We start from the raw sequence: 24,857 nt of genomic DNA, 5'->3' as shown, positions 1-24,857 counted from the left end.
TTCACAGTGCTTCACGCTGTTTAACCCTAATACCTGCTCAGTGAGCAGATACCCGTGAAAGCAGCACACACCTAGGTATGCGCGCCCGAAGGGTCCCCGCACCCAAAGGGTGTGGGGGCAAGATGGTGCTATCGCATGACTGATGCCGCTTTCGCGGCATACCTTGATTTCCAAGCAATTCAGCGTATTCGTTTTCGATATCGGTTTTAGATAGTTTTAACGCACATTTACAAACCGATATACAAACGAGGCTAAACAATGAAACAAAAGACCTTGACACACACCCTCCCAGTTCGTCTCAGGCAAGACGACAAGGTTCGCCTTGAGACCCTTGCGGACTCATGGGGGGTCTCCCTTGCAGAGGCCACACGCATGGCCATTGAATCTGAGCACTCTAGGTTCCAGGAGGAACGCGGAGAAACGCGGTTCGAAATGGTCCTTTCCGAGAGCAAAAAAGTGCTCGAATCGGTGAATCAATCGAGACTTCGATTAGAGCAATTTTTTTCCTTTTTCGGTGAATTTGAGAAACGAATGTACGCGCGTTTTGACGACAAAGTGATGCCGAAACTGGAGGAGTTTGACCCCCTCATTAGCGACATCTTTGTTCGCCTGATGGCCCTAACTCGGACAGCGCATAAACGGGCTGAAGTCGAGGCCGAAATACAACAAATCCTGCAGGGGAAATGACATGGCGATTTGCAAGCCCCCACGTCATTCCGGTGGCCGCGCACCATCCCTTGGACGGCTCATTTCATATCTCGCCAGAGAGGAGAAACGAGAGGCAGTCTTATTCCTTTCGGCAACTGGTGAGCCCATTGAGGTGGCTTCTACTATCGATTCAATGGGCGGTTACCTCGGTCGTTACTGGCACGCCATCGTTAATCCAAGTGTCCACGAATGTCAGGAAATTTATGCACGATATGGCAAATCAATCGAACATGCCGCCGTTGAGCACGGCAAGCGCCTTGCTCTGCAACTCCATTCCCTAACTCAGGACAAAGAACCGCCCAAAATGACAATTCATTTTGAAAAGGTTTCTGACGATGGGATGAAGATTCACTATCACTTTGTAGGCACCGAAACACACGCGCTCATGCGTGGCCCACATGGTGCCATTCAGAAGGCCTGGGATCGCGAATGGTCTGACAGAAGGCCTATAACCAACTGGAAGGAGCATCAGGAATTCAAGCGGGTTCGAAGTGAACTCAAGGAACTTCAGAAAGAGCAAAGGCAACTAGAACGTGATCGATACAAGGCCCTGGTCGGGGCCTCTCTGTCTGAGCATTTTAAGATCCGCATGGAATTCGGCCAAAAAGAAAGGGTGATTATTGATCGTCGTTTCGACCTTGAAACTGCAGCCACAAACCATCGTTATGCCTCCCGTGGCGATCTGAATTCGCCCGCCAATGTGGCTGAGATCGAGAACGCCCTCCAAAGAAAAGCCGCATCTCTACAGCGTCTTCAGATGCGAGGCGTTTCATCTGACATAACCAAAGCCTCCATGGTCCTCCGCGAAAAAGCTGGACGCTCAATAAGCGTTGCAAAACGCGCAGGGAAGAGGGCTGCAACAGCCACTATTGGTGGGGTCAATTCGAAAATCGCCAAGGACCTCATCCGAAAGTTCCAAGAAGCAACCCAGCAACAACATCAAGACCCAAGGACTATTCAAGAAGGGAGGCGAATTTCAAAATCAGTTAAAGGTGTCGCTCTTGAAGCTGCAAAGGGCCTGTCTCGCGTTGGTGCCGAAGTTGCTAAAGCAGCCACAGCAGCCACGACCAAATTGGGCATCAGAACCACGACAGCTGCCGTCAAGGTCGGAGCGGGGCTTGCCCTGTCAATTCCGACTGGAGGCATCAGCCTCAAGGCTGCCGCCAAAGAGGCCGGACGTGATCTTGCCGAGGGAGGAAAGGAGGCCGGGAAGGAGCTCGCCCATGGTGCCAAAAACGCCGGGAAAGAGGCCGCCAGATCCGCTGCAAATACCGGGGTATCTATTGCAAAGGTTGCCAATAATCTAGGACTAGGCGCTCTTCCGAAACCAATGGAATCGACAGTCAGAGCGGGCCTCGCAGCCACCAAAACAACGGCCATGGCCGCCAAGGACCTCGCGACACTCGATATCCAGGGCGCGGCCAAAACATTGGCCCTTGGTGGCCTTGAAACAAGCAAACACCTGCTTGGTTCTGCGGTCCACCTGAAGGATATCCCAGCCTCCTTAAAGCTGGCTATTTCTACCCTTGAGAAGATCCCAATCCTTGGCCTAGCCGGTACCGTAGCTCGCCTTGGTGCAGAGGCAACTGCGGCGGCGAACTCTCTCCCAAAATCCTCGTCCCTCGAACTTAGCCGGTAGGAGAACCTGTGCAAGAAACCATCAAATCGCTACTCAACTTCTGGAACCTGGGGGGCACGGTAACCGTTTCCCTCCTCGGGCTCATCGGAATATTTTTCTACTCCACTAGGTGGTTCTTCATTCACCGCGAAGACCCCCTGAAGCTCCTTCGCTCCAGGGGCGACAAGCTATATCGGACCCTATTCGAATGGCGCCCAAAACGGCTGTGGCTTCCCTTCTGCTTGGCCCTCCTCTCCATTGGAATGCTGGTCCGAATTGCCATTTCTAGAATTGGGGTAGAGGAATGGGCCCACCGCCGTCCCGAGCTATTTTTGGCCGCACACGTGGGCATTCTTTTTGGCCTTTTTTTAATCTTCATGATCTTCCGGGACAAGCTGCCTGCACACGTGAAAGCAGGGACTGGAAGGTCCGATGCGAAATGGCATGATCCCAAGCAGGACTGGGGCCGAACCTTCAAAGACACCGAAGGAAAAAACATTTACGACAATTCACCTGTCGCCGCGGTTCTGGCCTACCGGTCCCCCTGTAAAGCAGCCTCCAGAACCTTGATCGACGACCAGCGCCATAAGCGAAATCTGACGGCCATTCAGATTCGGTGGGACATTGTTGCTGGTCACATTTTTGTCCTGGGCGCACAGGGCAGCGGGAAGACCACCACCTGGTACTCCCACATCATGCACAGCGCCTCTTGCCCCTGGATTTACCAGGATTCCAAGGCAGAGTTGCCATGGAGAGAGGAGAACCCGAATCTTCCTGTGTTCGGCCTGGACGTGCGTGGGTATCAGACCCGAAGCGGCGTCCTCAATTTCCTTGAAGAAGCGAAAACCCCAGAGGACCTCGACCTCATTGTCGATTACGTTTTTCCGGTCCTCTCACACGACAACAATCCCTGGGTTCGCCTCCTGGCCCGTGAGATGTTCCGTGCCATTCTCACCAGCCGTCGCTGGGACAGCCTGCAGGAGATCTCGCGGGCGCTCACATCCACCCCTCTGAAGACCTACCTAGCCAAGCTTCCCCCTATCTGGCAGAACCTCATGTCGGAGGAGAAAACCAGCGTCCCGGTCCTGGGTGACATGGTCACTACCCTTGGGAAGTGGGAGACCCCGCGTGTGGCCGCAATCACCGAAGGGCACTCTACGGTGACCATCGATGACTTCCTTGCCAAGGGCGGCTACGTGATGAACTGCGAAATGTCCGACGCTCTCAGGGCGCCTGTTCATCTCTTCTGGGCCATGCTCCTTGGACGCCTCCGGAATCGCCCTGAAGGTTCCTCGAAGATCCTTCTCCTGATGGACGAATTCGGAGATGCAGGCCGCCTACCTAACATCGAGAACGCCCTAATTTTGCTGAGGTCCAAGGGCGTCGGCATCGTCGCCGGGGTACAGAACTTCGGCATCCTGGAGAAGGTCTATGGGCGCGACCTCAAGGCCGTTACAAAGGGTTTCGGCACCAAGATCCTCCTGGCTAGGCGGCTTGAGGATGAGTACCGGGAACAAATGACCAAGAATGCCGGGAAATTCACCCTCCGCTTCAAAACCGCTGGTGCCAACCAGGAGCAGGAGCGCGAATCCGAGCTCCTACCCGCAAGCGAGTGGGGCAGATGGTCTGAGGAGGGCGCAGCCCTCAGCCGGATCAACGGGTGGACCTACTGGCTTCCCCTCAGCATTCCCACCCCCCCTACCCCGCTTGGGCCCCGAATGGAGGAGGTAGACCCCTGGCAGGATCCCACCAGCTTCGATGAAGAACCCCCTGACACCTGGGATGGCCTCAAGCAGTCCGCTGCCCTGCAGGAACTCCCCAAGCGGACTGTGTTCTCAGAAGATCAGCACGCAGGCATGCCTCGGGACCCTGACTTTTTCTGATCTGGAGCCATGCGCATCCCAGGGCCCGCACACAGCGGGCCTTGCCTTTTCCCTCACGAAAAGCACCGGGCCCGTCAACCTGGTGGAGCACCAGCAAGAGCCGGAACCCAGAAGCCCTTCGCTCGAAGCCCCTTTTCAAGGTGCTCAAGCGAAGAAAACGCACGCCGGGACGCGATTTGCAGCCAGCGATGCAGATCAAGCGTGAGCATCAGGGACCTGAGGGTTTCGCGTTTCTTCTTTTCCCCATCGCCGTCAGATATTGGCGGGGTATCGAGTGAACGGGCCGCCTCCGCGGCCAAAGCAGCTGCACGCTTAGCAGCCTCGCCTGTGAGCTCGTTCCAGAGCTCTGCAGAGACCCCTTCAGCGGCCTCGCACCATTCCGGAGCCTTCCACCTGGCTCGTGCAGCTCCCACTCTTTCAAAGACCCTTGCAGACCGCCTGAAGATCTCTGCTCTGAGGTGCGTCCCAGGAATGCCTACAACCATCGTCTTCCCCGGCCGGTCCGGATCAGGTGCATAGCAGGCGATTTCATCTGCCTTGGTCGCGTACTTGAGGGTTTCTTGAATAGCCTGTTCAAGGCTGATTGCCCCATCTCCCTTGCCTGGCTTGCGCTTTACCTTCTGGACATAGAAAGAGGCTGAGATGGCTTTGTCCAGCGCCGTCCTTCCGTCCTTGTCTTTGCCCTGGTGGTCGTAGAGGTGATCGATGTCGAACCCATAAACCTTGAGAGTCGCAGTTCGAAGACACGCCCACCAGGCCCGAGCCCCCTCGGCTTGCTCAATGAATTTCGACCAGTTCAACAAATGGAAATGAGGATGGAAGGTCAGGACCTCATCCCAAAACACCTTCCGTGTCACTTCGTAACCTCGGAAGCACGCAAATACCCTTGATTTGAAGATCTCGAGTTTTCGAAACAACGACCACGCCAAAAAAATTCGTTCTTCTTCTCTTGCTTCGGTAATTCCAGAAACGACCGAAGGATCCAGAGTGGGCGTGGTTAGAGTCCATGCCACTGGAAGAACCTTCCCACCGTCTACCCATTTGGTGCTGTAGGCGACCGAAAAAAGCCGCTGCCGAATTAGCCTCAAGGCTTGGCGGGCCACCTTCCTAGATCTAGCTGCCTGCTTTCTCTGGTAGGCCGGGGAGAAGCGGAGCCCAGGCGTGTAGCCAGCCCCCCCAACTCCGTATACTCGGCCATCGTCCGCCTTCCCCACGGCCGCCCAAGGTGTGGAGGCCTCAAGTAGGAGGAGTGCTGCCGCTCTCAACTCAAGGCCCTCACCTGGGCCGGCCACGAGTTCTCGACCATCTGCCCCAAGAAGTACCACCTCACCGGCGTCGTCCTGTCCAAGCTTCAACGCCTCCCCGGCAAGGCCCTCCATCAAGGCCGAAGCGAAATAGTTCGACGCCAGACCCTTTCGCCGAGCCAACATCAAGGCCTCGGTCTCTGCCTTCAGAATCTCGCCAGATGCAAGGTCTACGACTGTGCCGTCCTCCAGAGCCATCAGGCCTGGAACCTTCAGCCCCTCCTCGCAACCTGCAGGCAGACCTATACTGGTCCTGCGGCGGTCCTCCGCCGCGGTCGCAGCTGACATATCCCTCACCGGAAAAGCGGAGGCGATCGGTAGGCCGGAGCTCGAACCTCTGGCCTACCACCCCCAGGTAAACGTCAACAGCCCCCCGAGTTGGGGGGCTGTTCATTTGGGCGCTAGGCGGTTTTTCGACGGTGATGGGCGGAGGCAGCCTCCTTCGACTTGGTCTGCCAATCCGCCTGAATCCACGGCAGGACCTCGTCGAGGTCATACATGATCACTCCCTCGTTCCAGGGGTGAGCTTTCACAGGCATCCCGCGCTGCACCATCTTTCTCACCGTGTAAGGGTGCGGCGCCTTGCCGTAGATCTCAGCCAACTCTTGCCGGAGCTTGCGCTCACTGACCAATCTCATGTCCCCCCCTAATCGCTTCATGACTTTTTCGCGACAATTTGAATATTGCGTCGCCATTCCGTCGCAGTCAAGCCCCCTTTTTCGATTTGTGGAGTTTTGTTTAGAGTGATACAAATCAATGCATGACCACCGATTTGCCCCCCTCACACAGCTCTGAACTCGGCGAGCGAATTCGTCTCCTGGCGAACTTGGCCGGTGGAACACCCGAACTTGCTTCTGCCACAGGCTGGACGCCTCGCACTATTCAGCGATACATCTCAGGGGTCTATACCCCGACCCGCCCCAAGCTGGCTCGGCTCTCTCGGGCGACTGGGTGCGACCTCGTCTGGCTTTTGTCGGGGAAAGGAACAGCACCAACCGAATCTGCAAGGGTGATGGCTTCAATCCGACGAGCGCAACGTAACCCTCTGATGGATGAAGACTGGCAGCCCGTTTCACCTCTACTTCGAGAAGACTCCACCTGCCCCATTCACTTTGTTTCCCTAGCCTGGGTCGAATCCATCTGCGGTCCGCTAGACATTCCGGAACCGATCGGATGTTTGAAGGTCAAGGATGCCTCCATGGCCCCAGCCTATCTCCCGGGGGATTTGCTTTTGGTGGCGCCGTCCCCAAGCGGTGACGAGAGCGAATCAGTCCTATGGAAGGACTATGCGATTCGCGCATATGGCGAGTGGTACATCCGGAGAAAGACTCCTCACGGCTGGGATGCCATCACACAAGGGGCAGTGAATTTCCCCTTCGATAGCGAGCTTGTAGAGGTCTATGGCCGAGTGTTCGCAAAGGTCCAGGTCCTTTGAGCACACGGCGCTACAAGAACGGCCTCGCTAAGGTCGGTCGCTACTGGTGGATCTGCTTCAAGCGGGGAAAGCAGAAAGTGGAACTCTCCACAGGCTGCACTAACCGGGCGGATGCGGAATTCGTCCTCGCCGAGGAGAAGCGCAAGAAGGGGTTCCAGAGGCTCGGGATCAAGCTCCCTGAATCCATCCAAGCTCCCCTAGTTGGCGACGTGGTGCGTGAGTGGGCCTCTTGCAATCGAGGTGTCCTCTCCGACCGCTACCTTAATCAGGCCTTGGAAAGCCTAGACCGCCACTGGGCTCCAATTGCGAAGGACCCGATGAACGAGGTCACCACCGAGAAAGTAGACAAGCTTCGAGCGTCCTACCTCGGCGGGAACGGGTTCAAGACCCTCAAGGGGCACCGCATTGAGATCCCCCACACCCTCGGAGGATGGAACAGGCAGGTTCGCCTGCTCAGCGCCGTGTACGGCTGGGCGATCCGAGATAGGAAATATCTCTCTTCACGTCCTTGGTATGCGCGGGAGAGGAAGGTCCAGCAGACCGGCCGCCCAGTCGTCTGGCCAGAGAAAGTCCAGGCCTATCTGGCGGCAGTGGATTCACATTCGAGAAAGACAGTCATCCGCCTTGGCATCCGAATGCAGCTGGGACTTGGTCTTCGTGAATCGGAGGCAGGTGGAGCTCGCTGGGAGTGGCTCTCTTGGCGCCAGGAGGAGTACCTGCCTGGAGACACAAAAAACCGAAAGACCAGGCGGATTCCCATCCCAGCCTGGTTGCTACAACTGCTCCTCGCTGAATGGAATCGCCAGGGCTGTCCAACTCATGGGCTGGTCCTCCCGGATGCCAAGGAGGAGCAGAAAGCGCGCGGGTTCACCAAGAACGCGATCCGCGAGGCAGGTGATGACATCGGGGTTCCTGGGCTGCACCCCCATCGAATGAGAGCCACCTTCGCAACCACCCACTACGAGGCTGGGACGCCGCTATCGGAAATCCAGCAGATGATGGGCCATGAGAAGCCCATCACGACCCTCAAATACATTGAGATGCGGCAGGTGAGGGCCGCTGAGGCCCAGGCTAAAGTGGCAGCTGCAATGGGGTTCGCCTTGGGTGCGCCCTCCAAACAGGAAGCTTCATAACATGACTATTTTCAAACAATCCAGAGAATTGCTCGACATGATCAAGTTCGAGCACACGGTCTTCGCCCTGCCCTTCGCCCTGCTGGGCGCAGTGGGAGCGGCGCAGGGACTGCCCCCCCTCCGTACGGCCCTCTGGATCCTGGCGGCCATGGTCGGAGCCCGGACGGCGGCCATGACCTTCAACCGGCTGGTGGATGTGGATGTGGATGCCGCCAATCCCCGCACGGCCAGCCGCGCCCTGCCGGCAGGCCGGGTATCCCAGGCCGGTGCCGTGGTGCTCATGGGTGCGGGCATCGTCCTCTTCGGCCTCGCCGCCGGTGCGCTCGGGCCCTTGACCTGGAGCCTCTCGCCTTTGGCCCTGGTCATCATCCTGGGCTACTCGCTCTGCAAACGCTTTACCGCCTGGGCCCATGTGGTGCTCGGACTGTCGCTTTCCGGCGCGCCGCTGGGCGCCTGGATCGCCGTGGCGGGCCGCATCGAACCGCCCGCACTGTGGCTGTCAGGTGGTGTGCTGGCCTGGACCGCGGGATTCGACATTCTCTACGCCCTGCAAGACGAGGCCTTCGACCGCGAGAGGGGCCTGCATTCCATCCCATCGAAGCTGGGCGTCACTGGATCCCTCTGGCTCTCGCGCAGCCTGCACGTGATCGCCCTGGCCTGCTGGGGTGTGTTCAACCTCCAGATGGGCGGGCACCTCTGGTCCTGGGCTGGCTGGGCCCTGGTGGCCGCCATGCTGGGGCGGGAACAGTGGCTGGTGCGGGGCGGTGATCTCTCCCGCATCGACCAGGCTTTCTTCACCTTGAACAGCCTCGTCGGACTCGTTTTTTTCGCGGGTCATGCCTTGGAATACTGGCTTTCGAAAACGCTGCTGGCGCCGCTCTAGTCCCTTAGTCGTAAGAAGTCGACTCGCCTGCATCGAGGTTCCCAGGTATGCTGGGAGGTCATGTCCACCCCCCAGCCTGAACGCCGCCGCGCCCTGCGCTCCAGCCGTCCGGATTCCGGTCGCTGGCTCACAGTTATGGTCGTTTTCAGCCACCGCACCTTCCGCTGGTCCCTCACGCGACGCCTGATGCTGTGGGTGGTCGGCGGGGTGGCCGGGTTCTGCGCCCTGGCCATGATCGGCTCGGGCTATGGCATGTGGGCCACGAAGAAGATCATGAGCTTCGGCCGCCTCCAGCAGGAAACCCGGGAACAGCAGGAGCAGCTGCGTTCTTCGCTCGACCAGGCCCAGGCCCTGGAATCCGAAGTGGAGACCCTTCGCAAACAGCACACCGAACTGTTGAAGTTGCTGGACCCCAAGGCCCAGACCGGCACTCCCCTGCCCACGCCGCCCGGCCAGACCAACGCTGCCCCGCCCCCACCGGGCACCCAGGAACGGCTTTCCAAACTGCACCAGGATCTCGATTACACCGCCAAGCAGGCTGCCGTGGTGCGGGCCCGCATGGCGCCGGTGCTCTGGGCCTGGAGCCACACCCCTTCCATTCCCCCGACAGCGGGGTACCTGAGTTCCGGGTTCGGGGTTCGCGTCAGCCCCTTCTCCCGCTCCAATGAATCCGGCGATGGCCTGCTCGGGTACCACTCCGGCATCGACATCAGCAACGTCCTCGACACGCCCATCCAGGTCACCGCCGATGGCGAGGTGATCGAAGCCGGCTGGATGGATCGCTACGGCTGGGGCGTCCGCGTGCGCCACACCGAAGAACAGGAGACCCTCTACGCCCACCTCAACCGGGTGGATGTGAAAGTGGGGCAGAAGGTCAGCCGAGGCGATATCCTGGGTGCCATGGGGCGCTCCGGAAATGCCACGGGCGTCCATCTTCACTACGAAGTCCGCCGGAACGGAAAGACCGTCAACCCCCAGCCCTACCTCCGGCTCCAACGCCAATGGCTCAGCGCCCTTGGCAGGCAGTCCTGACCCAAGGAGTGACCATGGCCGTTTTCCGCAACAACAAGCCCAAGCCTGATGCCGCCCCAGCCATCCACTCCCTGCTGGGCAAGGACGTGATCTTCAAGGGAGAGGTGCATTCCAATTCGCACAGCTTCCGGGTGGAAGGCGTGGTCGAGGGAACCATCCACTCCACCGGCGAAGTCTCCATCGCCCCCGGGGGGCTGGTGAAAGGGAACATCTTCGCCAAGCACCTGGTGGTCACGGGCCGGGCCGAAGGCACCATGAAGATCACCGAATGCCTGGAAATCCATGGCACGGGTTACGTGGAAGGCGATGTGGAAGTGGGATCGCTGGTGGTCGATGAAGGCGGCACCCTGCAGGGCGTCTGCGTCCGGAAGGACCGGGCCGAGGCGATCACCACCGCGAAGGGAGGCTCCCTTCCCGCAGCGAAGCTTCCGGATTCCGACCCCAAGCGAGTGGATCTGAAGCGCTGAGGCGCTTTCACGCAACCTACCGGAACAACGGCCCCGGATCGGACTTCACGCCGAGGTAGGCATAGGCCGCGTCGGTGGCCTTGCGGCCTTGGGGCGTGCGGTCCAGGAACCCGACCTGCATGAGGTAGGGCTCCACCAGATCCTCCAAGGCACCTTCATCCTCGCCCAGAGCCGCCGCCAAGGTGCGCAGGCCCACGGGACCACCCCGGTGTTTGTGGCAGATCGCCTGAAGGTACTCGCGATCCAAGGCATCCAGGCCCAGGTCATCCACCTCATGCAGTTTGAGGCAGGCATCGGCGGAGGCTTCGGTGATGGTGCCGTCGCCCTTCACCTCGGCATAGTCCCGGCAGCGCCGCAACAGCCGATTGCAGATGCGCGGCGTCCCGCGGCTGCGCCGGGCGATGGCTTCGGAGCCTTCCTTCGCCAGGTGGATGCCCAGCAGGTCCGCCGAACGGTTCGCGATGATGGCCAGCTCGGCCCGCGTGTAGAACTCCAGGCGATGCACCATGCCGAAGCGGTCGTGGAGGGGCTTGGAGATGAGCCCCGCCCGCGTGGTGGCGCCCACCAGGGTGAAGGGGCGCAGGTCCACCTTGAGGGTCTGGGCACTGGGCCCCTGCCCGATGAGGATGTCCAGTTTCCGATCCTCCATGGCCGCGTAGAGCAGTTCCTCGATGGGCGCGGACAGGCGGTGGATCTCGTCGATGAAGAGGAATTCGCCGGCTTCCAGGTTGGTGAGGATGGCCGCCAGATCGCCCTTCTTCTCCAGCGCCGGAGCCTGGATCACCTTGCAGGGCGCCCCCATTTCATTGGCCAGCACATGGGCCAGCGTGGTCTTGCCGAGGCCGGGAGGGCCGAACAGCAGCACGTGATCCATCACTTCTCCCCGCCGGGTGGCGGCCTGGAGGGCGATTTCCAATCGAGCTTTGACCTTCTCCTGGCCGATATATTCCTGGAGCCTCTGCGGCCGCAATGAGTATTCGGCCGGATCCTCAGAACCATCGGTGGGATCGAGATCGGGGTGTCGGTGCATGACTCCTATTCCCTCACGGGACTTCCACTTGTGTCCAGCCGGTGGGCGGATAATCTTGGGTTCACGCAGTCCCGTCCAAATGCCCTTCCCCTTCCCGAGAGTTGCTGTGGCCCAGCGCTACCAGCTGTTGATCAGAGACAGGCACGGCTTCGAGCGCAGTGTCCCCCTCACCCGGTCCGTCACCCTGGGCAGGCAGAGCCTTTGCGATGTGGTGCTGTCCGACAGCATGATCAGCCGCAACCACCTGCGCCTTGAATTGCGCGATGACGTCTGGTGGGCCGAAGATCTGCAAACCACTCACGGCAGTTTCTACAAAGACCAGCAGCTGGGCCGAGTGGCCTGGGAGCCGGGGACGCCGCTGCGCCTGGCGGACGGCGCCTACACCCTGACTCTGCTCAGCCTGGATCAGACCAGCTCCGAGCTGCACCTCCAGGCCATCCTGGAAACCGCCCAGCTGCTGGCCGAGGAAGTGGACCTGGAAGACCTGCTGGAGCAGTCCCTGGACAAGCTGCTTTCCATCTCGGGGACCGACCGGGGCTTCCTCATGCTGCTGGAGGACGGCGAGCTCCTGACCCGGGTGCAGCGCAACCTGGGCAAGGAACTGGAAGGTAGCATCCAGGTCTCCCTCTCCAGTGTCCACAAGGTGTTCGAGACAGGGGATCCCATCTGGATCCTCAATGTGGCTGATGAACACCACTTGATGAACCACCTGTCCATCCAGCGGCTGGAGCTGAAGACCATCCTCTGCCTGCCCCTGCTGCTTCAGGGCAAGCGGCTCGGCGTGGTCTATCTGGACAGTCGGCGCCCCATCACCGAGCCGCCGGACCGGGAGACCTTCGAGGCCATCGTCGCCCTCTGCGCCATCGCCATCGAGCGGACCCGCCTCTCCGAAGAGAACCTGCGCAGCCACGTGCTGGCCACGGTGGGCCAGGTGGCAAGCTCCATCGTGCACGACTTCAAGAACGGCCTGTTCGTCCTTCGCGGCCATGCGGACCTGCTGGAGCTCTCCACCGAGGATCACAAGGTCCGCCATCACAGCCAGAAGATCCTGGAATGCGTGGACCGGCTGACCCATCTGAGCCAGGACGTGCTGGATTTCGCCAAGGTGCGAGAGCCCAACCGCGAGACCGTGGATCTGCAGGTCTTCCTTGAAGCCATCCTGGAGCCCATGGTTCCCCGGGCCGCAGAACTGGGGGTGCAACTCCGCGCCGAAGGGCCCAAGTGCCTGGTCAAGCTCGATCCGGGACGCTTCACCCGCGTCATGGAAAACATCATGGCCAACGCCCTCGATGCCACCACGGACATGACCGGCGAAGTCATCGTGTCCTGGAGCCAGGTGACCGGCGCCGTCCAAATCCGGGTGAAAGACCGCGGCCGGGGCATTCCCCGCAAAGTGATGAAGCGGATCTTCGAGCCCTTCTTCAGCTACGGAAAGAAGAAAGGCACCGGCCTCGGCATGGCCACCGTCAAGAAGATCGTGGAGGAGCACGGCGGCACCCTCGAATTCATCAGCGAAGAAGGCAAGGGCACGGAAGTGATCATCACCCTGCCCGAACACGCCATCACCGGCGCCTACAAAGTCTCCGATGAATCCACGGGGAATCACCGGGTGCTGGGCAGCGAGGGCCCATGATTGGCTGCCGCATCGGCCAAGGCTTCGATGTGCATCGCTTCGCCCAGCCCGAGGAGGGCCGCCCGCTGATGCTCATGGGCTGCGAGATCCCCCATGACCAGGGTCTTGCGGGCCACAGCGACGCCGACGTGATGCTGCACGCCCTCATGGATGCCCTGCTGGGAGCCGCGGGCCTCGGAGACATCGGCCAGCACTTCCCGGATACCGACGTGGCCTACAAGGGCGCAGATTCGGCCCTGCTCCTGGAGCGGGTCATGGCAGACCTCACCTCGCGGGGCTGGCAGGTGGTGAATGCGGATGTGTGCCTCATCGGTGAACGGCCCAAGATCGGCCCCCACCGGCAGCGCATGCGGGAGCGGGTGGCGCCCCTGCTCGGAGTGGCCACGGAAGGTCTGAACGTGAAGGCCACCACCACCGAGAAGCTGGGCTTCACGGGCCGCGGCGAAGGGCTTGCGGCCCAAGCGGTCGTGCTCCTCCAGCGCAGATAAGGCCTCAGGTGAGACCTCGTGGGCCTTCATCGCATATGATGGAAGTCCCGGAGGGTTCATGAAGTTCCACCCCGTTCTATCCGCCCTGGTGCTGTTGGGCGCCGCGATGTCCGCCGCGTTGTTCATGGGTTGCAGCAAGGTACCCCTGACACCCAAGCACCCGATCCCTGCGGGTTCGGTGGTCTTCCGCTTCACCCGCCCCGTCCGAGGGCCCGTGGAACTCACGCTGGACGGGGCCCGCATCCCGGTTCAACAGACAGCCAAGGGGGGCATCAGCCTTCAGGTCCAGGGCCTGAGCACGGGCAAGCACCGGTTCTTCCTCACCAGTCAGCGGGAAACCTTCAGCCCCGATCAGGGCGAGCTGGATCTGCCGGCGGACAAGGGCATCTATCAGGTGACCCTCACGCAGCGCCTGGATGCAGTGCTCTACGGGAAGCCGGATCCCCTGCCCACCGCCGAAGGCCTGCCCGGCGTGACCGCGACCCTGCACAAGTAGCCATGACGGTGGTGGCCCGGACCCGTCGACGGGACCACATCCTTTCGGGACGGGGCACCCTCATGGCGCAGTGTCTGGCCGTGGGTTTGCCCGTGGCTTCAGCCTGTTCGGGACGCGGCGCCTGCGGGAAATGCGTCCTGACCATCCTCCAGGGCCTGGAGCGCCTGCCACCGCCGGATTCGCACGAACTGGCAGTCCTCGAAAGAAATGGCGCGGAGCCCGCCCAACGTCTGGGCTGTCAGTGCGTGACCGGCCCTGCCACCAACGAACTCCTGGTCACGACGGGGTACTGGTGAAGCGCGTAATTTGGATCTCTCTGAGCCTCGCACCCATCCTCGGTGTCACTGGGTTCATGGCCTGGAAGAGCCGGGCCGTGGCCCATGAGCTGGTGGATCCGCCCTTCTACCGCCCCCAGCCGCTGACGCGGGTGCAGGGAACCTACGATGACCTGGCCAAGGGCCAGGATGGAGATCCCGGCGGCCGCTGGACCAGCGAAGAGGTCGACGGCCTGCAGCTTTGGCGGTTCACCCGGCCCACGCCGTCACCCGGCGTGGTGCTCCTCCTCCATGGTTTCGGCGACGACCGCTGGGGCACCAGCCCGGCCCTCAAGTGGTTTCCGCGCCTGGATGCGGCCATCTTCACCTACCGCCGCCGCGATGATGCCATGCGCCAGGGAGGCCCGGTTCCGGCAGTCACCTTCGGCGTCCTCGAATCCCGGGATGTGATCCGCATGGTGCACCATCTGGAAGCCTCCGGTGTGCCCCGTCGCCGCATCCTGCTGCTGGGCCGTAGCCTCGGGGCTTCTGTGGGTCTGCTGGCGCTTGCCGACCTGGAACGCGAGGGCAAGGGCCCTTTGGCGGGCATCATCTGGGAGGGCGCCCCCGCGAGCAGCCGCAGCTTCGCCGAACGCCTGGTACGTGGCCCCGAAGACCGCTGGTGGCACGTGCTGGCCCCGCCCATCGGCGCCACCGCAGCCCTCGCGGCCGGGCGCATGGGGCGGTACCGGCCCGAGGACACGGACCTGATCCAGCGACTCGGCTCCCTGCGATTGGGCACCCCCAGCCTCTGCTTCCTGGCCACCCAGGACCGTCTGGCACCTCCCGCGGTGCAACGAGCCGTGGCGGCCCAATTTCAAAATGGCCAGGTGGTGGAAGTGTCCACATGGCACCTCCACTGCGCCGATGTCCTCGGATCGGACTACACGAAGACCATCAACGCCGCTGTGAATCGCTGGTTCCCCTAGCCCAAAAGAAAGGGCCCCGCAGGGCCCTTTACGCAGAAGGCATGGAAGGCTATTCGTCCTCGTTGGCCGAAACCGTGGCCCGAAGCAATTTGGGAGTGATGCGCGCCACGATGGGCTCGAACACCTTGTTCACGAGCTCTTCGTCGTACTGGACATCGCCGCCGGTGCCCGCAACCTTCACAGAGGTGTTGTCCACCTTGTCCTCATCCTTCCAGGCACCCAGCACTTCGCCGGTTTCCACTTCGATGAGGCGAATGTCGAGGCGCCCGGTGAAGGAGGCCTTCTTGATGTTCACGCTGCCCGCCACGGCACCGGCCATGCCATCGCCCGTGACCTTGCTGACCAGGGCGCCCACGCCCCAGCCGGAACTGAAGCCACCTTCCTTGTAGGCGAAGCGGGTGACCTTGCCGGTCATCACGTACTTCACACCCAGCAGCTTGCCGATCTTCTGGACCGTGGCCGTATCCACTTCACCACTCTGCTGGAAGTGGAGTTCGTCGCGGATCTCGTTGAGCCGCTCCCGCTCCACGACGCGGATCTTGTTCTTGCCCTTCTCCACAATCTCGGTGGTGAAGAGGTCACGCAGCTGGTTGGAGATGGTGCTCATCTGGTTGCCCCAGCCGCCGTGATGCCAGCCGTGCCAGGCATCTGGGGCGGCCTTGAATTCGAGGATGGCGATGCGCGGAAGTTTGGCTTTCTCCTCCTTGGAGAGTTTCTTCTGCGCAAAGGCAGGGGCCGCAAGGGCCACTACTGCCATCAGGGAGACGAACAGTTTGGAAAGGCGCATGGAGACTCCTTGTCGATGTCGAGGGTTCAGACCCGGGGTTCAGTCATCGATGAGCTTGCTGCGAAGCTCCTTGCCCAGCTTGAAGTAGACCACCCGCTTAGGCGGCACCTGGATGCTCTCGCCACTGCGGGGATTGCGCCCCTGACGGGCCCGCCGGTCCCGGAGGCGGAAGCTGCCGAAGCCGCGCAGCTCCACCCCTTCGCCGGTCTTGAGGGATTCGATGATGGCCTCCAGGAAGGTATTCACCAGGAGATCAGCATCCTTCTTACCCAGTTCAAGGCGCTCCATGAGGTGGCGGGAGAGGTCAGCCTTGGTGAGGGTTTCCATCGCTTCCATGGGAACTCCGGGGGGTGGGGGGGCTTGGGTGACGTGAGGGCAGTCCTCAATAAATCCCCATCCTGGCCTCGCGGTCAAGAGGGACATCTCCATCTATTTGAAAAAAAGGGGGGAACAAGTCCCCCCTCTCCGCCCCCGATGGAGGGAACCGTCAGTCCATGAGCCATTCGAGCAGGAAGCGGGGCCCCTCGCCGCTGCCTCCGTGGGTGCGGTAGTCCCGCTCCTTCCCGGACCAGCTGCCGGACAAGTCAATGTGGGCCCAGGAGGCGTGATCCACAAATTCCCGCAGGAACAGCCCGGCGGTGATGGTGCCGCCCCAGCGGATGCCCGTGATGTTTTTCAGATCAGCCAGAGGGCTCTTGAGCTGGTCGGCGTACTCCTCCACCAGCGGCAGCTGCCAGAGATACTCGCCCACAGAACCACCCGCATCCAGAAGCCGGTCCACCAGCTTCTGGTCGGTGCCCATCACCGCGGAGACACCATCCCCCATGGCCACGAGCGCAGCCCCAGTGAGGGTGGCCAGATCCACCACGTGGTCAGCCCCCATCTCGCTGGCATAGTGGAGGAGGTCCGCCAGCACCAACCGGCCCTCGGCATCGGTGTTCAGCACCTCGATGGTCTTGCCGCTGCGGCTGCGCAGCACGTCGCCGGGCTTGTAGCTGGAACCTGACGGCATGTTTTCCACCAGGCCCAGGAGACCCGTCACCTGGACCGGCACTTCCAGCTGCGCGCAGGCCACCAGGGTCGCCAGCACGATGGCGGCACCCGTCATGTCGTCCTTCATCGTCTCCATGCCGGAGGCATCCTTGAGGGAGAGCCCGCCCGAATCGAAGCAGACACCCTTGCCGACGAGGACGACATGCTTCTTGGGCTTCTCCTTGGGCTTGTATTCCAGCTTGACCACCCGAGGCGGTCGGGCACTGCCCTGGCCCACGGCCAGCACCGAGCGGAATCCGCCCTTTTCAAGGGCAGGCACATCCAGCACCTCGCAGTGGAGTTTGTGCTGCTTGGCCAATTTCACGGCTGTTTCGGCGAAGACTTCCGGATAGAGATCACCTGCAGGGGTGTTGGCGAGATCGCGGACGCGATGGCAGGCAGCCACGCCAGCCTCGACAATGGGCAGCTTGCGACGCGCCTTGCGAGTGTCATCCCCATTGGTGAAGATGTCGATGGAAGTGAATTGCTTGGCTTCTGGTTTTCCACCCTTGAATGCCACGAAATCGTAGTTGCCGAGCAGAGCCCCTTCCGTCACCGCCACCTGCACCGCGTCGTGGTCCAGGTTGGAGGTGGAGGGCGAGAGCACGCCGATCTTCTTCCACTTCTTCTTGAGGCAGAAGCGGCCCGCCGTGCCCACCGCTTTGCGGATCTTATTAAGCGTCACCTTCTCCTCGTCGCCGAGGCCCACCAGCACCATCCAACGGCTTTCCTTCACACCGTTTGGATGATGGAGCGGCACAACTTCAAGATAGTCCGCCTTGAAATCTTCCTCATCCATCACTTGACGCGCCACCTTGCTGATGGCAAGAGGCAGGCGATGGCGTTCACGACCCGAGAACACGGGAACGATTAACGCATCTCCCGCGAAATCCTTTCCGGTCTGTGAGCTGATATCCACTGAAGGCATAGGAGTTCCTCCTGGGCAAAGAGACTAGTGGAAATCAAAAAAAAGAAAAGATCATTTTTTGTTCATTATTTGTCACAAGATAACAATCTTGTAGCGCCAACTTTTTCATCTTTAGTCCCTTGAGCTTAAATTCCGATCCAATGGGATCATGGGCGGATGGACCTTGCGCCCAGGCATCGCCTGCCCTTCCCCCTTCCGGCCCCCTGGCCCGCCTGCGCCCAGGGCCTGCTGCGCTCCGGTGCGGCATGGCTGCACACCGGTGATACCGGCGAGGGCCTGCTTGGGCTCCCCGGGATGGCATTAAAGACCACCTGGACAGGTGAAACCTGGACCACCACCCTGAACGGGAAACCCCAACCAGAGTCCCCCTGGGAGGCGCTCGAGGGGGCCCTTCGACGCCATCCCTTTCCTTGGGTGGGCGCAGCGACCTTTGAGCTGGCCTGCGACGAGGCGGGTCTGCCCAGGAAACCACTCCCTGAGGGCCAGCTAGGCCAGCATTGGCTGGGTTTGCAGGAGGCCCTGCACGTGAAGGATGGAGCCGCCGAACTCTGGTCCTGGGGAGCCACCCCTCCAGACCCCATCGCCTGGCAGGCCCATCTTTCCCCCACCTGCGCCCTGGGTCGGGTTTCCGTGGACCTGGCCTCGGACTGGGGGCCCTCCCAGCATCGATCCGCCGTTGAAACCATCCAGTCCCGCATCCTGGAGGGCGGATTCTACGTTGCCAATCTCTGCGTCCCCTTCACAGGGCGGCTCAGTGGAGATCCGGTGACCTTCGCCCTCTCCTGTTTCCGGCGGGCCCGGCCTCCCTTTGGGGCCCTGCTGGAACTCGGCGGGCTTCGCCTCCTCAGCCTCAGCATGGAGCGTCTGCTGGCCCGCCGCGGCGAGCGGCTTTGGTCCCAGCCCATCAAGGGGAGCGCCCCTCTGACGGGCGATCCCGCGTTGGATGCTGCCGCGGCGAAGGCCCTGGCCACGGATCCCAAGGAGCGGGCCGAACACACCATGATTCTGGATCTGATCCGCAATGACCTGGGCCGCGTCGCGCGGTCCGGTTCCGTGCAGGTGATTCGGCCCATGACGGTGGAGCCCTACCCCACTGTGCAGCACTTGGTCAGCACGGTGGAAGCGGCGGCGAAGCCGGGGCTGGGATTGGCCGAACTGCTGCGGGCGGTGCTACCCGGCGGCAGCATCACCGGTGCGCCGAAACATGCCGTCTGTCGCCATCTCGCCGGAGCCGAGGCGGCACCCAGGGGGTTCTACTGCGGCGCCGTGGGATGGATCGCTCCCAACGGCGACCTGGACCTGGCCCTGCCCATCCGCACCGCGCAAATCCAAGGGGAGCAGCTCACCTACTGGGCCGGCGGCGGCATCACCCGGCGCAGCGACCCCCAACGCGAGTGGGAGGAACTGCACCTGAAGACCCGCGCATTACTAGGCGGCTAGGCGGCACTCGCCCGCTTCAGCAACTGCTCGAACTGCTCAAAGAGGTGGGCCCTCGGCCCCTTGGGCTGGCGCTTCAGCACCATGCCGGCCTGGTCCGGCGTGCGGCCCCCCTTGGTCTGGTTGCAGGACAGGCAGCAGCCCACCAGGTTCTGCCAGGAGGTGGCGCCGCCCTGACAGAGGGGCACCACGTGATCCACGGTGGTGGCCTTGCGGTGGCAGCCTTCGTACTGGCAGAGGTACTGATCCCGGCGCAGCACCCGGCGCTCCAGCCGCCCCAGTAGCAGCTTGGAATCGCTGCAGGCCTGGGCATGGGGGAAGATGATCAGCTCCAGCCGCCCCTCCAGGTTGCCATGCCGTTCGAAAGTAACGGGGTTCAGCACATGGGCCCGTCCGGACACGACGGCGCAGAGGGCGCGGCGGCGGCTGACTTCCTGCATGGGGACATAGTTCCGGTCCACGGCGATGACTTCGCCGACGCCGTGCCGTTCCCGTCCCTTCAGCATCTCACCCCCCGGGGTTGGCCCGAATCCTAAGGCATTCTCCCGAATTGTGAAGTGAATTATTCGCTGCGGGACGGGGCTGCCAGCAGGGGTGTTCCCTCACTTTCCGGCAGGGCCTCGACCCCTGCCAGACGCTTCTCCATGAGTTCCTTCCGCTTGGACACATCTCCCAGCCTGGAACTGGCCTCGTCCAGCTTCTTCTGGACCAGGGCCAGGGATTCACCGAATTTACCGAACTCGGCCTTCACGTGGCCCAGCAGCTTCCAAACTTCCCCACTCTGCTTGGTAATGGCCAGGGTCTTGAAACCCACCTGCAGACTATTCAGGAAGGCCGTGAGCGTGGTCGGGCCCACGAAGGTGACCTTGCATTCCCGCTGGATCCGCTCCAGCAGGCCCGGCCGCCGAAGGGCCTCAGCATATAGCCCCTCGAAGGGCAGGAAGAGCAGGGCGAAATCGGTGCTGTGGGGCGGCGCGATGTACTTGTCGCGGATGTCGAGCGCCTGGCCCAGCAGTCGGTTCTCCAGCGCCCTGCCCGCCGTCTCCACCGCGGCGAGATCGCCCACCTCGTAGGCCTCCATGAGGCGTTGGTAATCCTCCAGCGGGAACTTGGCGTCGATGGGCAGCCAGACCGTGCCGCCCTCTTCGGCCCCCGGGAGTTTCACCGCGAACTCCACCACCTCGGCGGAACGGGGCCGGATCTTCACATTCGCTGCGTACTGCCCCGCCGACAAGAACTGCTCCAGGAGGGCGCCCAGCTGGGCCTCTCCCAGGACGCCGCGAGTCTTCACGTTGGTCAGGGCGCGCTTCAATCCGCCCACGTCCTGGGCAAGGGACTGCATCTCGCCGAGGCCCTTCTGCACCTGCTCCAGGCGCTGGGCCACCAGGTTGAAGCTTTCACCCAGCCTCTTTTCCAAGGCCTCGTGCAGCTTCTCGTCCACCGTGCGCCGCATGCGCTCCAAACGCTCTTCATTGGAGGCCTGGATGGCCTCCAGGCGGCGCTCCACCTGCAACTGCACCTGGGCCAACTGCGCGGCCTGCTCCTCCCGCGAAGCGCGCAGCGCGTCCTGCGTGGCGGTGGCCAGGAGGCGGAAGCCTTCGCCGAGTTTTTCGGCCTGGGCTGTTCGCAAGGCCCCAAGTTCCGCCTGCAGGGGCCGGATCTGCGTGGCCAGGGCCTGCTGGGCTTCGCCGCGGTCCCGGGAGGCCAGCTCTTCCGCGTGGCGGCGCAGGGCCTCGAAGGGCGCAGGGTCGAAGGGGCGATGCCGGAGGCTGGCCCATAGGGCCAGCGCCGCCAGGAGGGCGGTGAGGGCAGACAGGAGGAGCAACGCGACTGGGATCGGAGTCATGCCGCCATCATCGCCCGGAAGAATCGCCAGGCATTGTCCATTCCGCCTTGCGGCCTTCCCCGTGAGGAATCAAGGAAAGATGGGCCACCCAGCCTGTGGGCCAGGGTCCCTCTCCTCCGGCCCACTCCACCACCAGCCGGTCCGCGAGAGAGAGGGCCTCCTCCAGGCCCAGGCTCCAGGCGCCTTCGGGGCCGGGGCGGTAGAGATCCAGGTGGAAGAGGCGGCCCTCCCCGGCCTCGTAGCGGTGAAGCACCGCGTAGGTGGGCGAGGACACTTCATCGGGATCGCCACCCAACCCGCGCAGGAAGCCCCGCGTCCATGTGGTCTTACCGGCGCCAAGTTCGCCGCGCAGCAACCAGGTTCCACCCGGCGGGGTGAGACGGGCCAGCGCCTCGCCCAAGGCCTCGGTGGCCTCGTCGCTCGGCAGCACAGCCTCAGGCACGGAGCAGCTCCGGCAGCAGGTTCGCCAGGTCCCGCGGCAGCAGCCCCGCCCCGGGCATTCGATCCCCGGCGGCGCCATGGAGCCAGGTGGCAGCAGCCGCCGCCTCTCGCATGGGCAGGCCCTGGGCCCGGAACCCGGCCACCATGCCCGCCAGCAGGTCGCCGCTGCCCCCCGTCGCCATGCCGGGATGACCGGTGGGGTTGATCCAGAGGCCCTCCTGTGCGCCGCCCGCAATCACACTCTGGGCGCCCTTCAGCACCAGCACGCCGGGCTTGCCCGCCGATACCTGGCGGGCCTGGACCAGACGCTCATCCATCAGCAGCGGACGCGACAGATGGAAGAGCCGCGCGAATTCACCGGGATGCGGCGTGATGGCCGTGCCGGGCCGCTCCATCCAGCGCCTGCCTTCTCCCGCCTGCAGGGCGGACGCATCCACCACCAGGGGACCGTCCCAATCCGGCACCTGGGTGATGCCTCCGGGTCCCACGAGCAGCACGTCCATCTCCCGGGGCACGGAGCCCTTCCAGGCCTGCACCATGGCCTCGGGAACCTGCGCCGCCACCTCGGCGCGAACTTCGGGCTCGGTGAACACCGTCACCAGGCCCGCACCTACCCTAAGGGCGCCCAGGGCCGCCAGCACAGCGGCGCCACTCATGCCCAGGCTGCCCGCCCGAATGGCCACGTGGCCGAAGCTGCCCTTGTGGGCGTTCCAGGCCCGCGGGGGCAAGACCGGACGCTCCAGCAGCCGCAGGTTGGCCTCGAGCGGCCCGTTCAATGGGATGGGCACAACCGTGATCGCGCCGCAGACTTCCTTGGCGGGGAGCAGACCGTGGCAAACCTTCAGGGCGCCGAAACAGGCGGTGCGGGTGGCGCGCACGACCTCGCCAGGCAGTTCTGCTGCACTGGGATCCAGGCCGCTGGGCAGGTCCAGTGCCAGGACCGGCAATCCCGAAGCATTGAGGGCCTGCACCCATCGGAGCGCGGCGCCATCCAGAGCGCGGGAGGTGCCCAGACCGAAGAGGCCATCCACACACCAGCCCCGCCAAGTCCGCATGAGGTCAGCGGGGTCGGATCCCGTGTGAATCTCGCCACCCAGCCCCCTCCACAGGTGAGCCTGCAGAGCAGCGTCACCCTTCCATTCCTCCTGCCCCGTGGGGGACCAGACCGTCACGGCACGGCCTTGAAGCTTGGCCAAGCGTGCCAGGGCCAGCGCATCACCGCCGTTGTTGCCAGGTCCCGCCAGCACCTGCAGAGGCCCATCGGAAGGCAGCAAGGCCAGGGCACCAAGGGCGGCATGCTCCTGGAGGACCAACGAAGGCACGCCCCAGTCCTCAATGGCCTGGCGCTCGGCGGCCCGCATCTCGTCGGCAGTGAGGAGGGGGATCACAGGGCACCGGGTTGAGGATTGAGGTTCATGCCGACAGTCTAGATCCGATCCGACAAGTACGCCGCCAAGGCCCTCGGAAAGAGTTCCATTTCCGCGGCGTAGACCCGCTGTTGCAGGTCCTCGGGCGCATCCCCAGGGAGAACAGGGACCCGCTGCTGGTCAAGGATGCGGCCATGGTCATACTCGCCATCCACCAGGTGCACCGTGGCGCCAGATTCGGTTTCGCCCGCCGCCAGCACGGCGCGATGCACATGCATGCCGAACATGCCAGGCCCGCCGTACTGCGGCAGCAAGCCGGGATGGATGTTCAGGATGCGACCCTCCCAGTGGGCAGGCACGGCCAGCTTCTTCAGCCAGCCACAGAGACAGATCACTTCAGCCCCCGCCTTCTCTGCAGCCAGATAGCAGGCCGCAGAAAAGGCTTCGTCCGAGTCGAAATCCTTCCGCACCACCACGGCCACGGGTAGACCTTCCGCCTCCAGGCGGGCGATGCCCTCCGCCTTGGCCGTGGAGGCCAGGCCCAGCACCGGTTGGCCCGGAATCCGGCCCTCGCGGCAGGCCCTGACGAGGTTCAGGGCATTGCCGCCCGAGCCGGAGATGAAGAAGGCGAGTCGCTTCACTGGAGGGCCGTCAGCACCACCACGTCCGCGATGTCCTGAGGGCTGCAACCGCGGCTCAGATCATTGGCGGGACGGGCCAGGCCCTGGAGGAAGGGCCCAATGGCGGCGGCACCGCCCATGCGCTCCGCGATCTTGTACGAGATGTTGCCCGCATCCAGATTGGGGAAGACGAGAACGTTGGCGCGGCCAGCCACGGTCGAGCCCGGCGCCTTGCGCTCGCCCACTGAAGGCAGCAGGGCCGCATCGGCCTGAAGCTCGCCATCCACGGACAGGTTCGGCGCTTTCTCCTTGATGATGGCCAGGGCCGCGCGCACCTTGTCGACGCAAGGGTGCTCGGCGGAACCGCGGGTGGAGAAGCTGAGCAGGGCCACGCGGGGTTCCACACCCATGACACTGCGGGCGTTCTCAGCGGCGGCGATGGCGATGTCAGCCAGCTGTTCCGGAGTGGGATCGGGCACCACGGCGCAATCCGAGAAGATCACCGCGCCCTGCTCACCAAAAGAGGCATCGGGGTGGACCATCATGAAGAAGCTGGAGACGGTCTTGATGCCCTTGGCGGCGCCGATGGCCTGCAGGCAGGCGCGCACGGTCTCGGCGGTGGTGTTCAGCGCGCCAGCCACCATGCCGTCGCAGTGGCCCGCCTGCACCAGCATGGCGCCAAACCAGAGCGGGTTGTGCACGGCCTCCAGGGCCTGGACCTCGGTGATGCCCTTGGCCTTGCGGCGCTCGTAGTAGGCGCCGGCCAGCTCCTGTAGCAATGGGCTGGTGGCGGGATCCACCATTTCTACACCCTTCAGCGAAAGGCCCAGGCCTGAGGCCCGCTTGGCCATGTCTGCCGGATCGCCCAGGAGGGTGAGTCGACAGAGGCCCTGGTCCAGCAATAGCTGCGCGGCCTGGAGGGTGCGATCCTCGCGGCCTTCCGGCAGAACGATGTGGCGCTGCAGTTCCTTGGCGCGGGCGCGGAAGCGCTCCATCCAGCGGGCGTGGTTGGTGTGGGTCATGGATTCCTCCGGATGGTGATGGGT

General features: G+C 62.8%; 26 protein-coding genes. 14 read left to right on the top strand and 12 right to left on the bottom strand.

Features of this window, described 5'->3' with window-relative positions:
* The first annotated feature begins 372 nt into the window (after positions 1 to 372).
* Genes Q9293_RS08395 through Q9293_RS08385 form a run of 3 tightly spaced genes read left to right on the top strand, consistent with a single transcriptional unit; the run spans position 373 to position 4,209 of the window.
* Positions 373 to 687, top strand: coding sequence for a hypothetical protein (locus tag Q9293_RS08395; protein WP_306251969.1), 315 nt, complete (start codon positions 373 to 375; stop codon positions 685 to 687).
* 1 nt (position 688) lies between these two features.
* Positions 689 to 2,347, top strand: a complete 1,659-nt coding sequence (locus Q9293_RS08390) for a hypothetical protein (protein ID WP_306251967.1) — start codon at positions 689 to 691, stop codon at positions 2,345 to 2,347.
* Positions 2,348 to 2,355: 8 nt separating this feature from the next.
* Positions 2,356 to 4,209: a type IV secretory system conjugative DNA transfer family protein gene (locus tag Q9293_RS08385; RefSeq protein ID WP_306251965.1), complete on the top strand. Its 1,854-nt coding sequence runs from the start codon at positions 2,356 to 2,358 to the stop codon at positions 4,207 to 4,209.
* Between the two features lie 74 nt (positions 4,210 to 4,283).
* On the opposite strand, the gene Q9293_RS08380 is transcribed toward Q9293_RS08385, so the two are convergent.
* Positions 4,284 to 5,801 (bottom strand): hypothetical protein, encoded by a 1,518-nt coding sequence (locus Q9293_RS08380; RefSeq protein WP_306251963.1) that lies wholly within the window; start codon positions 5,799 to 5,801, stop codon positions 4,284 to 4,286.
* A gap of 113 nt (positions 5,802 to 5,914) precedes the next feature.
* Positions 5,915 to 6,151, bottom strand: a complete 237-nt coding sequence (locus tag Q9293_RS08375; RefSeq protein WP_306251961.1) for a hypothetical protein — start codon at positions 6,149 to 6,151, stop codon at positions 5,915 to 5,917.
* 122 nt (positions 6,152 to 6,273) lie between these two features.
* Here Q9293_RS08375 and Q9293_RS18670 point away from each other — a divergent pair, with 122 nt between their 5' ends.
* From Q9293_RS18670 to Q9293_RS08355, 5 genes are read left to right on the top strand one after another with little or no spacing between them, the layout of a single operon-like run.
* On the top strand, positions 6,274 to 6,948 hold the full coding sequence (locus Q9293_RS18670) for a helix-turn-helix domain-containing protein (RefSeq protein ID WP_372342181.1): 675 nt from the start codon (positions 6,274 to 6,276) through the stop codon (positions 6,946 to 6,948).
* Positions 6,945 to 8,081, top strand: a complete 1,137-nt coding sequence (locus tag Q9293_RS08370) for a site-specific integrase (protein WP_306251959.1) — start codon at positions 6,945 to 6,947, stop codon at positions 8,079 to 8,081. Before Q9293_RS18670 ends, Q9293_RS08370 begins: the two co-directional genes overlap by 4 nt.
* Position 8,082: 1 nt before the next feature.
* Positions 8,083 to 8,964: a UbiA-like polyprenyltransferase gene (locus Q9293_RS08365; protein WP_306251957.1), complete on the top strand. Its 882-nt coding sequence runs from the start codon at positions 8,083 to 8,085 to the stop codon at positions 8,962 to 8,964.
* A 60-nt stretch (positions 8,965 to 9,024) separates the two neighbouring features.
* Complete coding sequence (locus tag Q9293_RS08360) at positions 9,025 to 9,996, top strand: M23 family metallopeptidase (RefSeq protein WP_306251955.1); 972 nt, start codon at positions 9,025 to 9,027, stop codon at positions 9,994 to 9,996.
* A gap of 14 nt (positions 9,997 to 10,010) precedes the next feature.
* Entirely contained in the window at positions 10,011 to 10,463 is a 453-nt protein-coding gene (locus tag Q9293_RS08355; RefSeq protein WP_306251953.1) for a polymer-forming cytoskeletal protein, read from the top strand.
* 16 nt (positions 10,464 to 10,479) lie between these two features.
* Here the strand turns inward: Q9293_RS08355 and ruvB are convergent, their stop codons facing one another.
* Positions 10,480 to 11,493, bottom strand: coding sequence for a Holliday junction branch migration DNA helicase RuvB (gene ruvB / locus Q9293_RS08350; RefSeq protein ID WP_306251951.1), 1,014 nt, complete (start codon positions 11,491 to 11,493; stop codon positions 10,480 to 10,482).
* A 106-nt stretch (positions 11,494 to 11,599) separates the two neighbouring features.
* Between ruvB and Q9293_RS08345 the strand changes: the two genes are divergently transcribed.
* Genes Q9293_RS08345 through Q9293_RS08325 form a run of 5 tightly spaced genes read left to right on the top strand, consistent with a single transcriptional unit; the run spans position 11,600 to position 15,353 of the window.
* The gene (locus Q9293_RS08345; RefSeq protein ID WP_306251949.1) at positions 11,600 to 13,126 is read left to right on the top strand and encodes an ATP-binding protein; all 1,527 of its coding nucleotides are present in this window, start codon (positions 11,600 to 11,602) and stop codon (positions 13,124 to 13,126) included.
* Positions 13,123 to 13,614, top strand: a complete 492-nt coding sequence (ispF, locus tag Q9293_RS08340) for a 2-C-methyl-D-erythritol 2,4-cyclodiphosphate synthase (protein WP_306251947.1) — start codon at positions 13,123 to 13,125, stop codon at positions 13,612 to 13,614. The genes Q9293_RS08345 and ispF overlap by 4 nt, the downstream gene beginning before the upstream one ends.
* 58 nt (positions 13,615 to 13,672) lie before the next feature.
* Positions 13,673 to 14,110: a hypothetical protein gene (locus Q9293_RS08335; protein WP_306251945.1), complete on the top strand. Its 438-nt coding sequence runs from the start codon at positions 13,673 to 13,675 to the stop codon at positions 14,108 to 14,110.
* 2 nt (positions 14,111 to 14,112) lie between these two features.
* Positions 14,113 to 14,406 carry a 2Fe-2S iron-sulfur cluster-binding protein gene (locus Q9293_RS08330; RefSeq protein ID WP_306251943.1) on the top strand — a complete coding sequence of 98 codons (294 nt, stop codon included), beginning with the start codon at positions 14,113 to 14,115 and terminating at the stop codon, positions 14,404 to 14,406.
* Entirely contained in the window at positions 14,403 to 15,353 is a 951-nt protein-coding gene (locus Q9293_RS08325; protein ID WP_306251941.1) for a hypothetical protein, read from the top strand. The genes Q9293_RS08330 and Q9293_RS08325 overlap by 4 nt, the downstream gene beginning before the upstream one ends.
* A 49-nt stretch (positions 15,354 to 15,402) precedes the next feature.
* On the opposite strand, the gene Q9293_RS08320 is transcribed toward Q9293_RS08325, so the two are convergent.
* The 3 genes from Q9293_RS08320 to Q9293_RS08310 all read right to left on the bottom strand — a co-directional run bounded on the left by Q9293_RS08320 (position 15,403) and on the right by Q9293_RS08310 (position 18,100).
* Entirely contained in the window at positions 15,403 to 16,140 is a 738-nt protein-coding gene (locus Q9293_RS08320; RefSeq protein WP_306251939.1) for a CsgG/HfaB family protein, read from the bottom strand.
* A 39-nt stretch (positions 16,141 to 16,179) separates the two neighbouring features.
* Positions 16,180 to 16,476, bottom strand: coding sequence for an HU family DNA-binding protein (locus Q9293_RS08315; RefSeq protein WP_372342180.1), 297 nt, complete (start codon positions 16,474 to 16,476; stop codon positions 16,180 to 16,182).
* Between the two features lie 151 nt (positions 16,477 to 16,627).
* On the bottom strand, positions 16,628 to 18,100 hold the full coding sequence (locus Q9293_RS08310) for a leucyl aminopeptidase (RefSeq protein ID WP_306251937.1): 1,473 nt from the start codon (positions 18,098 to 18,100) through the stop codon (positions 16,628 to 16,630).
* A 156-nt stretch (positions 18,101 to 18,256) separates the two neighbouring features.
* Between Q9293_RS08310 and Q9293_RS08305 the strand changes: the two genes are divergently transcribed.
* The gene (locus Q9293_RS08305; RefSeq protein WP_306251935.1) at positions 18,257 to 19,540 is read left to right on the top strand and encodes an anthranilate synthase component I family protein; all 1,284 of its coding nucleotides are present in this window, start codon (positions 18,257 to 18,259) and stop codon (positions 19,538 to 19,540) included.
* On the opposite strand, the gene Q9293_RS08300 is transcribed toward Q9293_RS08305, so the two are convergent.
* Genes Q9293_RS08300 through pta form a run of 6 tightly spaced genes read right to left on the bottom strand, consistent with a single transcriptional unit; the run spans position 19,537 to position 24,833 of the window.
* On the bottom strand, positions 19,537 to 20,043 hold the full coding sequence (locus Q9293_RS08300; RefSeq protein ID WP_306251933.1) for an HNH endonuclease: 507 nt from the start codon (positions 20,041 to 20,043) through the stop codon (positions 19,537 to 19,539). The genes Q9293_RS08305 and Q9293_RS08300 overlap by 4 nt on opposite strands.
* Positions 20,044 to 20,099: 56 nt before the next feature.
* The gene (locus Q9293_RS08295; protein ID WP_306251931.1) at positions 20,100 to 21,383 is read right to left on the bottom strand and encodes a DNA recombination protein RmuC; all 1,284 of its coding nucleotides are present in this window, start codon (positions 21,381 to 21,383) and stop codon (positions 20,100 to 20,102) included.
* Positions 21,384 to 21,390: 7 nt separating this feature from the next.
* Entirely contained in the window at positions 21,391 to 21,825 is a 435-nt protein-coding gene (gene tsaE / locus Q9293_RS08290) for a tRNA (adenosine(37)-N6)-threonylcarbamoyltransferase complex ATPase subunit type 1 TsaE (RefSeq protein WP_306251929.1), read from the bottom strand.
* Positions 21,818 to 23,212 (bottom strand): NAD(P)H-hydrate dehydratase, encoded by a 1,395-nt coding sequence (locus Q9293_RS08285; RefSeq protein WP_306251927.1) that lies wholly within the window; start codon positions 23,210 to 23,212, stop codon positions 21,818 to 21,820. Before Q9293_RS08285 ends, tsaE begins: the two co-directional genes overlap by 8 nt.
* 38 nt (positions 23,213 to 23,250) lie before the next feature.
* Complete coding sequence (locus tag Q9293_RS08280; RefSeq protein WP_306251925.1) at positions 23,251 to 23,832, bottom strand: phosphoribosylglycinamide formyltransferase; 582 nt, start codon at positions 23,830 to 23,832, stop codon at positions 23,251 to 23,253.
* The gene (pta, locus tag Q9293_RS08275) at positions 23,829 to 24,833 is read right to left on the bottom strand and encodes a phosphate acetyltransferase (RefSeq protein WP_306251923.1); all 1,005 of its coding nucleotides are present in this window, start codon (positions 24,831 to 24,833) and stop codon (positions 23,829 to 23,831) included. The genes Q9293_RS08280 and pta overlap by 4 nt, the downstream gene beginning before the upstream one ends.
* Positions 24,834 to 24,857: the final 24 nt, after the last annotated feature.

It is taken from the genome of Geothrix sp. PMB-07 (assembly GCF_030758935.1).
Classification (GTDB): Bacteria; Acidobacteriota; Holophagae; order Holophagales; family Holophagaceae; genus Geothrix.
Note: the sequence above shows the minus strand (reverse complement) of the source record. Positions and strands in the feature narration are given on the sequence as shown.

Coding starts and splice junctions, on each gene's coding strand:
- Q9293_RS08395 (WP_306251969.1), top strand. CDS start 373: ATGGCCATTGAATCTGAGCACTCTAGGTTCCAGGAGGAACGCGGAGAA.
- Q9293_RS08390 (WP_306251967.1), top strand. CDS start 689: ATGGCGATTTGCAAGCCCCCACGTCATTCCGGTGGCCGCGCACCATCC.
- Q9293_RS08380 (WP_306251963.1), bottom strand. CDS start 5,801: ATGTCAGCTGCGACCGCGGCGGAGGACCGCCGCAGGACCAGTATAGGT.
- Q9293_RS08375 (WP_306251961.1), bottom strand. CDS start 6,151: ATGAGATTGGTCAGTGAGCGCAAGCTCCGGCAAGAGTTGGCTGAGATC.
- Q9293_RS18670 (WP_372342181.1), top strand. CDS start 6,274: ATGACCACCGATTTGCCCCCCTCACACAGCTCTGAACTCGGCGAGCGA.
- Q9293_RS08365 (WP_306251957.1), top strand. CDS start 8,083: ATGACTATTTTCAAACAATCCAGAGAATTGCTCGACATGATCAAGTTC.
- Q9293_RS08360 (WP_306251955.1), top strand. CDS start 9,025: ATGTCCACCCCCCAGCCTGAACGCCGCCGCGCCCTGCGCTCCAGCCGT.
- Q9293_RS08355 (WP_306251953.1), top strand. CDS start 10,011: ATGGCCGTTTTCCGCAACAACAAGCCCAAGCCTGATGCCGCCCCAGCC.
- ruvB (WP_306251951.1), bottom strand. CDS start 11,493: ATGCACCGACACCCCGATCTCGATCCCACCGATGGTTCTGAGGATCCG.
- ispF (WP_306251947.1), top strand. CDS start 13,123: ATGATTGGCTGCCGCATCGGCCAAGGCTTCGATGTGCATCGCTTCGCC.
- Q9293_RS08335 (WP_306251945.1), top strand. CDS start 13,673: ATGAAGTTCCACCCCGTTCTATCCGCCCTGGTGCTGTTGGGCGCCGCG.
- Q9293_RS08330 (WP_306251943.1), top strand. CDS start 14,113: ATGACGGTGGTGGCCCGGACCCGTCGACGGGACCACATCCTTTCGGGA.
- Q9293_RS08320 (WP_306251939.1), bottom strand. CDS start 16,140: ATGCGCCTTTCCAAACTGTTCGTCTCCCTGATGGCAGTAGTGGCCCTT.
- Q9293_RS08315 (WP_372342180.1), bottom strand. CDS start 16,476: ATGGAAGCGATGGAAACCCTCACCAAGGCTGACCTCTCCCGCCACCTC.
- Q9293_RS08310 (WP_306251937.1), bottom strand. CDS start 18,100: ATGCCTTCAGTGGATATCAGCTCACAGACCGGAAAGGATTTCGCGGGA.
- Q9293_RS08305 (WP_306251935.1), top strand. CDS start 18,257: ATGGACCTTGCGCCCAGGCATCGCCTGCCCTTCCCCCTTCCGGCCCCC.
- Q9293_RS08300 (WP_306251933.1), bottom strand. CDS start 20,043: ATGCTGAAGGGACGGGAACGGCACGGCGTCGGCGAAGTCATCGCCGTG.
- Q9293_RS08295 (WP_306251931.1), bottom strand. CDS start 21,383: ATGACTCCGATCCCAGTCGCGTTGCTCCTCCTGTCTGCCCTCACCGCC.
- pta (WP_306251923.1), bottom strand. CDS start 24,833: ATGACCCACACCAACCACGCCCGCTGGATGGAGCGCTTCCGCGCCCGC.